Origin of the sequence: Pseudolysinimonas kribbensis, assembly GCF_030161895.1 — a bacterium.
In the GTDB taxonomy this organism is placed as follows: domain Bacteria; phylum Actinomycetota; class Actinomycetes; order Actinomycetales; family Microbacteriaceae; genus Pseudolysinimonas; species Pseudolysinimonas kribbensis.
Genome location: NZ_BSVB01000001.1, coordinates 1673384 through 1686715 on the forward strand (window position 1 = coordinate 1673384; position 13332 = coordinate 1686715).

Annotated in this window: 9 protein-coding genes and 3 pseudogenes; 1 reads left to right on the forward strand and 11 read right to left on the reverse strand. The window is 70.2% G+C overall.

Features of this window, described 5'->3' with window-relative positions; genetic code table 11:
* Positions 1–404: 404 nt before the first annotated feature.
* From QQK35_RS09360 to QQK35_RS09390, 7 genes are all read right to left on the reverse strand, one after another.
* Positions 405–701 (reverse strand): hypothetical protein, encoded by a 297-nt coding sequence (locus tag QQK35_RS09360; RefSeq protein WP_284253935.1) that lies wholly within the window; start codon positions 699–701, stop codon positions 405–407.
* Positions 698–3376, reverse strand: coding sequence for a hypothetical protein (locus QQK35_RS09365; RefSeq protein WP_284253936.1), 2679 nt, complete (start codon positions 3374–3376; stop codon positions 698–700). Before QQK35_RS09365 ends, QQK35_RS09360 begins: the two co-directional genes overlap by 4 nt.
* Positions 3377–3698: 322 nt before the next feature.
* Positions 3699–3923, reverse strand: a complete 225-nt coding sequence (locus QQK35_RS09370) for a hypothetical protein (protein ID WP_284253937.1) — start codon at positions 3921–3923, stop codon at positions 3699–3701.
* The gene (locus QQK35_RS09375; protein WP_284253938.1) at positions 3920–4837 is read right to left on the reverse strand and encodes a hypothetical protein; all 918 of its coding nucleotides are present in this window, start codon (positions 4835–4837) and stop codon (positions 3920–3922) included. Before QQK35_RS09375 ends, QQK35_RS09370 begins: the two co-directional genes overlap by 4 nt.
* Complete coding sequence (locus QQK35_RS09380; protein WP_284253939.1) at positions 4798–5970, reverse strand: hypothetical protein; 1173 nt, start codon at positions 5968–5970, stop codon at positions 4798–4800. Before QQK35_RS09380 ends, QQK35_RS09375 begins: the two co-directional genes overlap by 40 nt.
* 178 nt (positions 5971–6148) lie before the next feature.
* Positions 6149–6916: a serine hydrolase gene (locus QQK35_RS09385; protein ID WP_284253940.1), complete on the reverse strand. Its 768-nt coding sequence runs from the start codon at positions 6914–6916 to the stop codon at positions 6149–6151.
* A gap of 133 nt (positions 6917–7049) precedes the next feature.
* Positions 7050–9032, reverse strand: coding sequence for a M13 family metallopeptidase (locus QQK35_RS09390; protein WP_284253941.1), 1983 nt, complete (start codon positions 9030–9032; stop codon positions 7050–7052).
* A 285-nt stretch (positions 9033–9317) separates the two neighbouring features.
* Between QQK35_RS09390 and QQK35_RS09395 the strand changes: the two are divergent.
* Positions 9318–10294 (forward strand): annotated as a pseudogene (locus tag QQK35_RS09395) (SDR family oxidoreductase).
* A 55-nt stretch (positions 10295–10349) separates the two neighbouring features.
* On the opposite strand, the gene QQK35_RS09400 reads toward QQK35_RS09395, so the two are convergent.
* The 4 genes and pseudogenes from QQK35_RS09400 to QQK35_RS09415 all read right to left on the reverse strand — a co-directional run bounded on the left by QQK35_RS09400 (position 10350) and on the right by QQK35_RS09415 (position 13321).
* Positions 10350–10805, reverse strand: coding sequence for a GbsR/MarR family transcriptional regulator (locus QQK35_RS09400; protein ID WP_284253942.1), 456 nt, complete (start codon positions 10803–10805; stop codon positions 10350–10352).
* Positions 10802–11346: pseudogene (locus QQK35_RS09405) on the reverse strand (hypothetical protein). The gene QQK35_RS09400 and the pseudogene QQK35_RS09405 overlap by 4 nt, the downstream one beginning before the upstream one ends.
* Positions 11347–11486: 140 nt before the next feature.
* Positions 11487–12404: pseudogene (locus QQK35_RS20775) on the reverse strand (hypothetical protein); the annotation flags it as partial.
* Entirely contained in the window at positions 12401–13321 is a 921-nt protein-coding gene (locus QQK35_RS09415; RefSeq protein WP_284253945.1) for an ABC transporter ATP-binding protein, read from the reverse strand. The pseudogene QQK35_RS20775 and the gene QQK35_RS09415, both read right to left, overlap by 4 nt.
* Between the last annotated feature and the right edge of the window lie 11 nt (positions 13322–13332).

Below are 13332 nucleotides of genomic sequence, written 5' to 3' on the forward strand. Positions count from 1 at the left end.
GACGGAGTGATCGTGCGCCTGCGCCGGGACCGTCGCGAGGGCGACGATTCCGAGGGCGACCGCGAGGGTCGCGCCCGCAGCGATGAGCTTCTTGAACATCGAGGGGTGGTTCCTTGCTGAGAGGGAGAGAGGTGAGCGGCCCGGGAAGGGCCTGCCCGCGCGCGTCGGCGCACAGGGGTTCACGGCACAGGGGGACGGCCGAGGGGGACGGGGATACGGGGGATGGCTCCCACCATGCGGAGGACATGGTACGAGCAGCACTCACGAACGTAGCAGGTCCCTCAAAGGGGGACAACTCGCGCGGGGGTTAACGCCGGGTGATTCATCCGGCGCTCGCGCGCGGACAGATGGATGCCCCGCCCCGGTTCTCAGCGCCCGGGACGGGGCATCCGGCTTTTCGGTGACTACACCTGGTCGCGGCGCCGGCGCAGCATCTGCACCGAGAGCAACGACAGCCCGGCCACCAGCAGGAGGGCCCCGCCGCCGATCAGGCCGGTGGGCAGAGAACCTCCCGTGAGGGCGAGGGTCTTCAGGTCACCGCAGGTGGCGGCGTTGGTGAAGGCCACGGTCCAGTCCTTCTGCTGGTCTTCGGTGAACCCGAAGACCGGCCCGTTCGGCTCCGCGTGGACGTGCACCGAGGTGCCGACCGCGATGGAGTGCGACCCGGCGTTCGCGGGCTGGCCGTCGATCGTCCAGATCACGGCGTCCGCGACGTCCAGGTTGTTGCCGAGGGTGAAGGTGGCGGTCGCGGCGCACCCTGCGGGTCACCGATCTCCGGCAGCACGATCGGGTGCGACGGGAGGTCGCCGCACACCGGCGCCAGCTTGCTCGTGAGGGTCCACGGGCCGGTGTAGTCCGCCAGCTTGTAGTTCTCCAGCGCGATCGCGGCGACGATGTGATCGCCGGGCGTGACCGAGTGCGGGCCGGCGTCGACGTCCTCCCCGTCGAGCGTGTACTGCACGCCCGTCGTGCTCGGGATGGTGACGACGCCGTCGGTGTAGACGCCCTGCTTGAACTCACCCACCGTGCAGATCTGATCGGTGACCGTCGCCTCGACAGGGCTCACCGCGCACAGACCGTCGGACACGAAGTCGAAGATCCACTTCACGGTGCGTCCGGCGTCGCCGAAGTTCCAGCCCTTGTCGGCCACCGTGGTCACGACGACGTGGTCGCCGTTGTCCGCGGTGTAGGTGCCGGGAGCGACGTTCTTCGTGAGCACGCCGTTGACGCGCACGTTGTAGGTGACGTGCTCGACGTCGGCCAGCGTGTAGCTGCCCGGCGTCACGTCACCCTCGGTGCAGGTCGCGTCGGTGGCGGTGGGCTGCACGTAGTCGATCGTCAGCTCGCAGTTGCCGGGGTCGACGAACTCGTGCTTCAGGATGCTCGAGTCGGTCAACTGGTAGCCGGGGTCGGCGATCGGCTGGACCCACACCACCGCATCCGGAGCGACCTTCACGACGACGCCGGGAGTGGCGTCCGTCCAGGTCGCGCCGAGGTCGGTGCTCACCTTGTAGTGAACGCCCTCCGCCGCGATGACCGTGTAGGTCGCGTGGGTGTGACCGGGACGCGCATCGTGGCAGACGGCGTCGACCCAGGCGGGGGTCGCCGGAGTCGCGTCGTAGTCGCACGTGACACCGAGATCGGCGGACGTGAAGTCCCACTCTCCGGGCCCGACCAGGATGTAGCCGGGATCCGCCAGGGCGTGGATCCAGACGTGCTGGCCCGGGTCGAGGTTCCAGGTGCCGACGGCCTTCGGCGCGAACGTCACGTTGTCGGTGCTGACCTCATACGAGATGTGGTCGGCGGCGTAGAGCGTGTAGGCCGCGGGGGTGATGCCGCCGGGCACGTACACGTTGCAGGCCGTCTGCGAGAAGGTCGGCACGGTGCTCACGCCGGCATCCACGAGGCAGGCACCCGGATCGGTGTAGCTCCACGTGTTGTGGCCCGGCGACGTCAGGCGGTAGCCCGGGTCGGCGGTCACGTCCACGACGATCGAGGCGTTCTTCGGGACCACCACATGCGTGCCCACCGAGCTGTCAGCCGCGACGCCGTTGATCGTCACGGAGTACGAGACGCCCTTGACATCCGGCAGCGTGTAGGTCGCGTCGGTCGAGGTGCTCGGAGCCGTGCAGATCGCGTTCTCGAAGCCCACGGTCACCGAGACGTCCTGGAGGCAGTCGCCGGGGTCGGCGAAGGTGAGGGTGAACGACGACGGTCCGACGAGGATGTAGCCGTAGGAGACCACCGCGGTGACGGTCACCGTCTTCGGCAGTGCGCCGTAGACGAGCTTGGTGCCGGAGACGGTCGAGTTCCCCACCTTGTAGGTGACGTGGTCGGTCGCGATGATCGTGTAGCTCGGAACACCGTGCTCACCGGGGGCGGTGCACGTCGACTGAACGACCGTGGGCTGCACCGGCTGAACGCACTTGCTGGCCACATTCGTGAAGGGGTGCGAAGCGAACTCGACCGGCTTGATCGACAGTTCGTAGCCGGAAAGCGGCGTCACCTTGACGCGCACGGTGGTACCGGCCGGGAAGGAGGCCGTGGTTCCTTGCGCGATGGTCGCGTAGGTGTTGCCGGTGTTGCTCGACTTGATCCAGTACTGCGCGCCCGTGACGCCCGAGGGGATCGTCACGGTGGCGTCACCGGTCTGACCGGTCGCCGTGCACACGGCTTCGGTGTAGGTCGGGCCCCGGGGCGCGCCGGGCTGCGTGCAGTCGTTGTTCCAGATCTGCTGGCCACCCGCGCTCCAGTTGTTGCCGTCGTAGTGCTTCACGACGCCGTTCTGGGTGTAGTCGAAGGGCGGGATGATGTCGTCCACGTTCACGCCGGACGACCCGTGGCCACCCAGCCCCTGGATGATCGAGCTCACGTTCGGGGTCTGCTTGACCCACGGGTTGCTCCCGCTCGCCGTGGCATGGCAGATGGTGATCTTCTTGGTCGTGTCGTCGCCGCAGGTGCCGTCGAGCGGCTGCAGCAGCTGACCGTCCGAACCGACGAAGTAGTTGTCGGTGAAGGTCGTCTGCGCGTAGACCCAGGGGCCGTATCCGGTGGTGCTTCCCGGCAGGGAGAAGGTCGTCAGCGTGATCGTGCTCGGGTTGTTCGTCGAGACGATCGCGGCACCCGAGAACGTCGGGTCCGACTGCTTCGGCGTGTGGTCGAACGTCGAGGTGCCGACCTTGTAGTGGGTCGAGCCGTTCAGCGACGTCTGCGCGATCTTGAGCTTCGCGGTGAAGTCGTACTGGTGGGTCTGGGTGTTACAGACGGCGGTGACGTCGAGGTCACCGGTGTGCGCGGAGGCCGGAGCGGCCACCAGCGACACCAGGCCGAGTGCGAGCAACGCTGTCGTCGCACCAGCCAGGAATTTCTTCAACATGGGGGATCCCTTTGCTGAGAGGGCGCACGCAGGCGTGCGCAAGGGGGAACAGGCGGAACTGTCATGCCGGCACAGGGGTGGCCGGTGAAGGGGCAAGCAGGCCTCGAGCGCGCTCTTCGGGGGTGGCGCTCGAGCCGATCTCGTGGGGGCGGATCAGCTGATGTGGGTATCACCTCGTGACTGCCGGGTCGGGGGCGAGCGTTCCGCGGGGGACGGAACGTTCTGGCAGTCGATCGAAAGCTAGCGTGTCCCCCTTTCTGCGGACAAGGCGTCTACCCCAGGAAGGGGGGTAGACGCCTTGTTTCCCGCTGGTGCTGTGGCTCTAGTGCCGACCTCGCGTCCGCCGGCGCAGCGCGGGCGCCACGGTGAGCGCCATCCCGGCGCCGAAGAGGAGCACGCCCGCCGCGATCCACGGCGCCGGCGACGTCGTGCCGGTGATGGCGAGCGTCTTCAGGTCGGTCGGGCACAGCCCGGGCGGCGCGATGTCGAACGACCAGGACGACTCACCATCCAGACCGTCCCTCGGGTCGTGCGGCGCCGCGGTCACCGTGTGGTGACCGGGTGCGACCGTGACCGTCTGCTGCGTGAGGGGGTCGTCGAACCGTCCAGGAAGTAATCCACCTGGCCGGTGAAGAACGAGACGCCGTCCACCATGCCCACGGTGAAGGAACCGCCCGTCACCGTGCCCTGCGTGCACACCGGGTCGCTCCACGTGAGGTTCGTCGGGAAGTCGGCCAGGGTGCCGAGATCGGTGAGCGGGAACGAGCCGCAGCCGGTGACCGCACTCACGACGGTGCTCTGCTCCGCGGTCGAGTTCGTGCCCAGGTGCAGGCCCTGCGAGAGCAGGGTGTTGCCGGGCATGAGCGCGGTCATCGCGTCGATCGAGACCGGCTGCGACTGCGATCCGGGCCCGCTGGTGATCTTGCTGGTCCAGACGAGCGTCGAGTGCGTCACCGTGAAGGTGCCGGTCTGTCCCTGGGCCCAGCCGTTCATGTAGGGCTCGATCGAGATGGTCGCATAGTGGACCACGGGGCCGCCCGTGTTGAGCACCGCATCGGGGTTCACCTCGTAGACCAGTGCGGCCTGATAGCCGCTGGCTTCGGCGATCGTGTACGACGAGCCGACGACGCCCTCGAGATTGCCGCTCACCGGGTGGTAGTAGTCCACCGCCGCGGTGTTCGGACCGGCGAACAGCATGCCGGCGGGGATCGCCGTCGGGGCGATGTCACCGGCCTCCTGGGACCAGGTGTTCCCCTGCGAGACGCACAGGGCGGTGACGTAGTCCTTGAAGTCGAGGACGCACGCCGAGTTGTCGCTGGTCAGCGAGAGCGAGGAGATCGCAGCCGTGCCCTGCACGCCCGAGCCGAGGCTGTATCCGATGGACTTCACGTGCGCGGTCGGCAGGGCGGCGAGCCAGACGTTCAGGTTCGCGCTGGCCGGATAGCCGTCGGCGGCGGGCACGCCCGAGATCGCGGGCTTCGACCACCAGCGGTCGCCGTAGGCCCCGGCTCGCCGACCAGGATGCGGCCGTCGTCGAGCACGAGCTGGAAGCCCGGCAGCACGCCGGCCGGCGTCGACGCGTAGTTCAGGTGCGGGCTGCCGATGCTCGCGAGCGGGATGTCGACCGCGTAGTACGCGGCGGCCTTCGACTCCCCGGAGCTGTCCTGCGTCGCGACGTTCAGCACGCCGCCCGTCACGGTGTTGCTGCCCTTGCTGCGGGTGTCGGACGTGTTCCACGTCGACGGGAGGGTGCCATCCGGGTTCGCCATCGTTGTGATGGTGCCGAACGCGGAGCAGGGCTGCACGCAGTCGGCGTACTTGTCGGTGTCGTGCGCGGCGGTGTCGACGACCTTGCGCTCGTCGAACTGGGCCCACGGCGCGCCGGGTGCGGCCGTCTCCCAGGTGGCCGCGTCGACGTCGGTGCTCGGCGAGTGGCCGTGCACGTAGTAGAGCGTGTACTCGGTCGTGCCGTCGTGGTTCGAGACCTGCTCGGACTGGACCTCCATGGTGTCGGTCGACGCCCCGGGGTTGGTCGTCGACCAGTCGGACCACGGACCGTAGTCGGTGTATCCGCCGGTGATCGTCTCCTCGCTCGCGTAGTACGACACCGAGACGTTCGGGCCGCCGTACACGCTCAAGGGCACCATGCCCTTCGGGTGATCCTCCGAGCCTCCCAGGAGGCTCTGCGTGATGCCGCCGGCGCCCCAGTACGCGTTGATCACGCTGTCGGGGATCTGGTGCCAGCCGTCCGACTTCACCCAGTGCCCGGAGACGGTCTGCGAGTGGTTGTTCTGGTCGCGGAAGGTCACCGTGCCGCCGTCGACGAAGTCGTACCCCTTGACGAACTTGCGCTCCACCGTGTTGTCGGGTCGGTGCACCCGGGTGTGGAACCGGTACTCGGTGTGGAACGTCTCGGCCTTCGCCGGAACGACCTGGTCGTACCGGTACTCCTGGTGCGACACCTCGTCGACGTGCGTCGTGCCGACCACGCACTGCGTGGGCTCGGTGGCGTGGGCCGCGGTGGCGGCCGCGGCGACCGAGATGCCGGCGCCCAGGGCGACCGCGGCGATCCCGGCAAGGATCTTCTTCAACATGGGCAGGGGATGTCCTAGCGGAGAGGCGTCGATGCCGCGCGGGTACGCGGGAACGGCGGGGGGACACGGGACGTGGGGGGCGTCCCGGTGGTGCGCATCGGGGGAACGCGCATCGGGTGATGCTGAATCTAGCGAGTCGGCACTTGTGAGGACAACTCCCACTTTTCCGGGGCACGTCTCAGTGCAGGTACTCCAGCAGGTCGAGCCCGACGGTGTGCAGCGCATCGCGCACCCGCAGACGCGCGGCGATGCCGTGGTCGCGGAACTGCACCGACACCGCGTACGCGACCGCCGCCCGCGGTCCGCGCACCACGCCGGCCTCGCTGCGCACGCCGGCATCCGTGCCCGTCTTGTTGACGAGCAGGATGCCGTGGTCGGTGCCGCGGTGCGCGAGCGGATCGAGGCCGAAGGCGCTCGCGACCATCGAGAGGTCCGAGCCGAGCGAGAGCCAGCCGAGCACGCGGCTGGAGGTGAGGCTGTCGACCACCTCGCCGCGTGCGAGGGCGCCGAACAGCCAGGCGAGCTCCGCGGTCGAACCCACCGAGAGCTGCGGGGCGTCGTCGGGGCCGCGGGTGTCGCGCACGAGGTCGAGCAGCGCGGTGCGCAGCAGTCCGAGCGACTCGGTGCGCTCCCGCACGGCCTGCAGACCGACCTGGCGCAGCAGCACGTTGGTGGCGAGATTGTCGCTGGTCGCGCCCACGAGGGTGGCGAGGTCGGCGACCGGAAGGGCGGGCGCCTGCAGGTGCTGCCACAGGCCCGACCGGCCCACGGCATCCCGAGCGGTCTTGTCGAGGATCCCGTACGCGGATGCCTCGCGCTCGCTCAACCGGGCCGACACCTCGATGAGCAGCAGGATCTTGCCGATGGATGCCGTGGGCAGCACGATCCGCTCGTCGATCGCGAGCAGGCTGCGCCCGGTGTCGAGATCGGAGACCGAGGCCGACACCCGCGCGCCCTCGTACGCGAGACCGCCGAGCGCCGTGAAGCTGGAGCTGAAGTTCTCGACCGTGGATCCGGCGCGATGACGGGGCGTGCGGGGGTGCGCACGCGCTGACTTCGCTCACCAGCGGTCGAGACGTCTACCAAATGGTCACTCTGTCTTCCGGGTCAAGCCAGAGGGCGTCGTCGGCCGTCGTGCCGAACGTCGCGTGGAACACGTCGATGTTACGGACGATCTGGTTGCACCGGAACTCGGTCGGCGAGTGCGGGTCGATCGACAGCAGCCGCAGGGCCTCCTCGTCGCGCAGCTTCGCCCGCCAGGCCTGCGCCCAGCTCAGGAAGAAGCGCTCGGCGGCGGTGAGCCCGTCGATGACCGGCGGCTCGGCCCCGTCGAGGGACAGCAGGTACGCCTTCCACGCGATGCTCAAGCCCCCGAGGTCGCCGATGTTCTCGCCGATCGTGAGCGCGCCGTTGACGTGATGGCCCGGCAGCTGCCGGGGCTCGAGCGCGTCGTACTGCGCGATGAGCGCCTTGGTGCGCTGCTCGAAGGCGGCGCGGTCGTCGTCGGTCCACCAGTTGGTGAGGCGGCCGTCGCCGTCGTACTGCGAGCCCTGGTCGTCGAACCCGTGGCCGATCTCGTGGCCGATCACCGCACCGATCGCGCCGAAGTTGGCGGCGGCATCCCGGTTCTCGTCGAAGAAGGGCAGCTGCAGGATCGCGGCCGGGAACACGATCTCGTTGAACCCCGGGTTGTAGTACGCGTTGATCGTCTGCGGGGTCATGAACCACTCGTCGCGGTCGATCGGCCGGCCGATCTTGCCGAGCTCGCGCTGGAACTCGAACTCGGTCGAGGCGCGCATGTTGGCGATGAGGTCGTCGGGCGTGATCTGCAGCGACGAGTAGTCGCGCCACCGGTCGGGGTACCCGATCTTCGGCGTGAACTTGCCGAGCTTGTCGAGCGCGCGCTGCCGGGTCTGCTCGGTCATCCACTCGAGGCCCGTGATCGAGTCGCGGTAGGCGTCGACGAGCCGCTCGACGAGCGCGTCCATCGCCGTCTTGGCGCTCGGGGCGAAGTGCTCGTCGACGTAGATGCGGCCGACCGCCTCGCCGAGCGCCCCCTCGGTGATCGAGACGCCGCGCTTCCACCTGTCGCGCAGCTGCGGCGCACCGGTGAGGGTCGTGCCGTAGAAGTCGAAATTCGCCTGCACGACCTCGCGGTGCAGGTAGGGCGCCGACGACCGGATGACCTGCCAACGCAACCAGTCGCGCCAGGCCGGCAGGTGCGCGTCGTCGAGCAGCGCGCCGAGGCCGGTCACGAAGCTCGGCTGGCGCACGACGACCTCGTCGAGCGATCCGGCGGGCACGCCCATGGCATCCCGCCAGGTGGTCAGGTCGGCGCCCCCGGCAGCGACCGGGCCGAGCTCGAGCAGCTTCGCCCACGGCATCGGGTTGTACGTCGCCTGGCTGTCGCGCGAGCGCACGTTGTCCCAGTGCTGTCTCGCGAGCTCGGTCTCGAGGTCGAAGACTCCCTGCGCGTCGGCCTCGACGCCGGCGAGCGCGAACATCCGGCCGAGGAACGCGAGGTACTTCGCACGGATCTCGGCGAAGGTCTCCTCGCGGTAGTAGCTCTCGTCCGGCAGCCCGAGGCCGGCCTGCTCGAGGAAGACGAGGTAGCGCTCCGGATCGCCGGGATCGTTGTCGACGAACGCCTGGAAGAATCCGCTGACCCCCTTGCGCTCGAGCGCGCCGAGCGCCGTCAGCAGGCTCGGGATGTCGTGCACGGCGTCGGCCTGCGCGAGGTCGCCCGCGATCGCCGACCATCCGCGCTCCTCGATGCGCTCCTCGTCCATGAAGCTCGCGTAGAGGTCGCCGATCTTGCGCGCCTCGGTGCCGGGCTCCGCATCCTGCGACCGCTCGACGATCTCGCGCACGGCCCGCTCGGCCTGCTCGGCGAGGATGTAGAAGGAGCCGTACCGCGCCTTGTCCGCCGGGATCTCGGTGCGGTCGATCCAGCGTCCGTTGACATGGCGGAAGAGGTCGTCCTGGGGGCGGATCGCGGGGTCGAGCTCGTCGGTCTCGATCCCGGATGTCGTCTCGATGCCGGATGCGGTCGCGTCGGTCATGCGCACGAGCCTAGAACGACGCGTCGTCGTCAAACCTTCAGGAGGGCCACGGCGATCCGGTGCCCGCGACGGCGAACACGCCGCCGGGCTCCTGAAGTTTTGACGGGGAGCGTCGGGTTGACGGGGAGCGTCGGGTTGACGGGGAGCATCGCGTTTGACGGGGGGCGTTGCGTTTGACGGGGGGCGTTGCGTCGACGGGGAGCGTCGCGTCGACGGGGAGCGTCGCGTGGACGGGAGCGTCGGGGCCGCGCGCGCAGGACTAGCCTCGAAATCGTGACTCTGCGCATGCTCTTCATCGGCGGAACCGGCACCATCAGCACCTCGGTGAGCGCGCTCGCGCTGGCCCGCGGGCACGACCTCACGATCGTGAACCGCGGCACGACACCGGTGCCCCCGGAGCTCGACGGCGTGAAGGAGCTGCGCGGCGACGCCGGCGATCCGGCGTCGATCCGGGATGCCGTGGGCGACCGCGAGTTCGACGTCGTCGTGAACTTCCGCGCGTTCCACACCGACCAGGTCGCGGCCGACATCGAGACGTTCCGCGGGCGGACCGGGCAATACGTCTTCATCTCGTCGGCATCGGCGTACCAGAAGCCGGTCGAGCGCCTGCCGATCACCGAGTCGACGCCGCTGCGCAACCCGTTCTGGCAGTACTCGCGCGAGAAGATCGCGTGCGAGGACCTGCTGGTCGCCGCGTACCGCGACTCCGGGTTCCCGATGACGATCATCCGGCCCTCGCACACCTACACGCGCAACTCCGTGCCGATCTTCGGCCGCTGGACCGCGATCGAGCGCATGCGCGCCGGCAAGCCCGTCGTGGTCCAGGGCGACGGCACGAGCCTCTGGCACCTCACGCACTCGCGCGACCTCGCCGTCGCGCTCGTCGGGCTGCTCGGCAACCGTCGCGCCCTCGGCGAGGCGTTCCACATCACGGGCGACGAGGCGCTCACCTGGAACCAGATCTTCCAGATCATCGCCCGCGCCGCGGGCGCCCGGAGCCCGAGCTCGTGCACGTCGCGAGCGAGGCGATCGCCCGGAACTATCCCGACGAGGGCCCGGGCCTCGTCGGCGACAAGGCGCACTCGGTGCTCTTCGACAACAGCAAGGTCAAGGCGCTCGTGCCGGAGTACACGGCGACGACGCCGTACTGGCGCGGCGCCGCCGAGATGGTCGGCTGGCACGACGCCGACCCGGCGCGCGGCGGGATCGACCCGGCGCAGGATGCGATGCTCGACGCGCTCATCGCGAAGTACGGGAGCTGAGGGCCCGGCACTGAGGGCCCGGGGACGGACGGCCCGGCGCTGACGACCGCAGGGGTCAACCGCGCCCCCGCGACTCCTCCCACTCGGTGAGCAGGGTCGGCATCCGGTCGCGCAGGAAGGCGAGGAACGATGCCATCTCGTGGGCCCGCGCCCCGGCTTCCGACTCGGGCAGCAGCACCGCCTCGCGCTCGACCAGGTCGGCGAGCGCGCTGTAGACCGACGGGCGCACGAGCGACGCCGCGTACCACGGGCGATCGGGCAGCCGGTAGATGTGCCGGCGCGTGCCGGGCACGGTCGACGAGACGACCATCCCGAGCGTCGTCAGGTACTTGATCGCCCCCGACACGGCAGCTGGGCTGATCCCCAGCCGCTCGGAGAGCTGCGCCGAGGTCAGCCGGCCCTCCTCGCTCACGGTGAGCGCCATGACCACGTTCGCGGCCATCCGCGGGAAGCCGAGGGTGGCGAACGCGTCCGCCACCCTCTCCGCGAATCGCGCGAACGGGTCGGTCATGTCGACAAGTCTCGCCGACGGATCAGCACGACCGCCGCCGCGGCGAGCACGACGTCGACCCCGATGAGGATCAGCGTGGGCCCCCAGTCGTCGAACGGCACGGCCGGCACGTGGTCGAACGGACTGCTCCGGATGACGGCCTTCGGCAGTTTGAGCAGCTGGCCGAGCAGCCCGATCCCGACGCCGATCGCGTAGAGGGCCCACGCGATGGCGATTGCCGCGCGCGGCAGCACGGCGACCGCGAGTGCCGCCAGTCCGGCGAACACGAGGGCAGCCGGCAGCTCGACGAGCGCCTGCCCGAACGCCCGGGCCGCGGGACCGCCGTCGCCGTATGCGAGGAAGCTCAGCCACGCGAAGAACCCGGCCGCGACCATGATGACGATCGCCGCGACCATGGCGACGACCACCGAGCCGAGCATGACGCGCGAGCGGGGACGGGACCGGCGAGCAGCAGCTCCGCGCGACCCTCCGCCTCCTCCTGTCGGAGGCGCAGCGCACCCTGCGCGCCGGCGGCGGCCGCGAGCAACCCGCCCAGCAGCATGAGCACGCCGACCAGCAGATCCAGGATCTCGGTGCGACCCCGGGCAGCATGAGCCGGAGCGTCTCGATCACCTGCGGGTCCTTCGAGTGGGTGATCTGACCCGCCGCCTGCGCAAGCGATCCCGTCGCGAGCCCGAGCACGGCGCCGCCGATGCCCCAGCCGATCAGCGCGGGGCGCTGGAGCCGCCAGGCCAGTCCGAACGGTCCCGCCAGGGCGTGCGACGCGGTGGCGCGACCCGGGCGGTCGGGCAGGATGCTCGCCCCGAGGTCGCGTCGGGCGTGGATCGCGAAGGCGGCGACGACGGCCACGATCGCGAGGCCGACCCCGAGCAGGAGGAGGGCCCACCGGTTCTCGGTGCCGGCGAGCACCTGTTCGCCCCAGCCGATCGGGTTGACCCACGTCGGCCACGCCGGATCGAGCGTGAGGGAGTCGAGGTGCGGCGTGCCGGCGGTGTCGCCGGCGGCACGCAGGACGTAGGAGCCGACGACGATCGCGGCGCCGATCCCGTTCGCGGCGCGGCCGGTCGGGGCGAGCTCGCCCACGAGCATGCCGACGCCGAGGAACGCGATGCCGGTGACCGCGAACGTCGCGCCCGCGGCGAGCGAACCGGCGCCATCCACCTTGCCGGTGGCGAACGCGCCCGCGAGCAGGAGGCCGAGAACGACGTTCGCGACCACGCCGAACACGAGCGTCGCGGCGAGCGGCGCCGAGCGCATCACGGGCGTCGCCCCGATCAGCTCGCGCCGGCCGAGCTCTTCGTCGGCGCGGCCGTGCCGCGTGGCGAAGAACGTGTTCATGAGCCCGATCACGACGGCCAGCCAGGTGAACAGCTCGAACCACATGATCGATCCGGTCGACGCTCCTGACGGCGTGCCGCGGAACGCGAGCACCGACGGCGCCGCGAGCGCGAGCTGGAGCACGTTCTGCTGCTCGGCGTGGGTTCCGTACTCCTTCGCGATCGCCGCGACGCTGCCGAACGCGAGCAGCGCGGTGCCGAGGATCCAGACCGCCATGATCAGGCGGTCGCGCCGCAGCTGCAGCGCGAGCAGGCGGATCATCGGGTCGCCGCCTCCTCCTCGCGCTCGATCTCGACCCGGTCGCCGTAGTGCCGCAGGAAGAGCTCCTCGAGCGAGGGCGGCGTCGCGGTGAGCGTGCTGACGCCGGCCCGGGTGAGCACGGCGAGTGCCTCGTCGAGCCGGTCGGTGTCGACGTCGAAGACGAGCGCCCCGGCCTCCTGCTGCAGGTCGTGCACGCCCTCGATCCGCCGCAGCTCGTCGGGCGACGCCGACGTGGTCACCCGGATGCTCGTGCGGGTCAGGTGCCGCAACTCGGTGAGGGTTCCGGTCTCGACGGCGCGGCCGGCGCGCACGATCGTCACCCGCTGGCAGAGCTGCTCGACCTCGCTCAGGATGTGGCTCGACAGCAGCACCGTCGCTCCCTCCCTCTGCACCCGCTCGATCTGGGCCCGGAACACCGACTCCATGACGGGGTCGAGCCCGCTGGTCGGCTCGTCGAGGATGTAGAGCTTCGCGGGCCGCGCGAACGCGGCGACGAGCGCGACCTTCTGCCGGTTGCCCTTCGAGTAGCTGCGCCCCTTCTTGCGCGGGTCGAGCTCGAACTCGTCGAGCAGGCGGGCGCGCAGCTTCGGGTCTGCACCGCCGCGCAGCCGCGTCAACAGGTCGACGCTCTCGCCGCCCGACAGGTTCGGCCAGAGCGCGACGTCGCCCGGCACGTAGGCGAGGTCGCGGTGGATGTCGACGGCGTCCCGCCAGGGATCGCGCCCGAGCACGGTGGCGCTCCCGCCGCGTGCCCGGAGCAGGCCGAGCAGGACGCGGATCGTCGTGGACTTCCCGGCGCCGTTCGGGCCGAGGAATCCGTGCACCTCGCCCTCGGCCACCGAGAGGTCGAGCCCGTCGAGGGCTCGGGTGCGGCCGAAGGTCTTGACGAGGCCGGCGGCCTCGATCGCATTGGTCATGCGCGCGACCA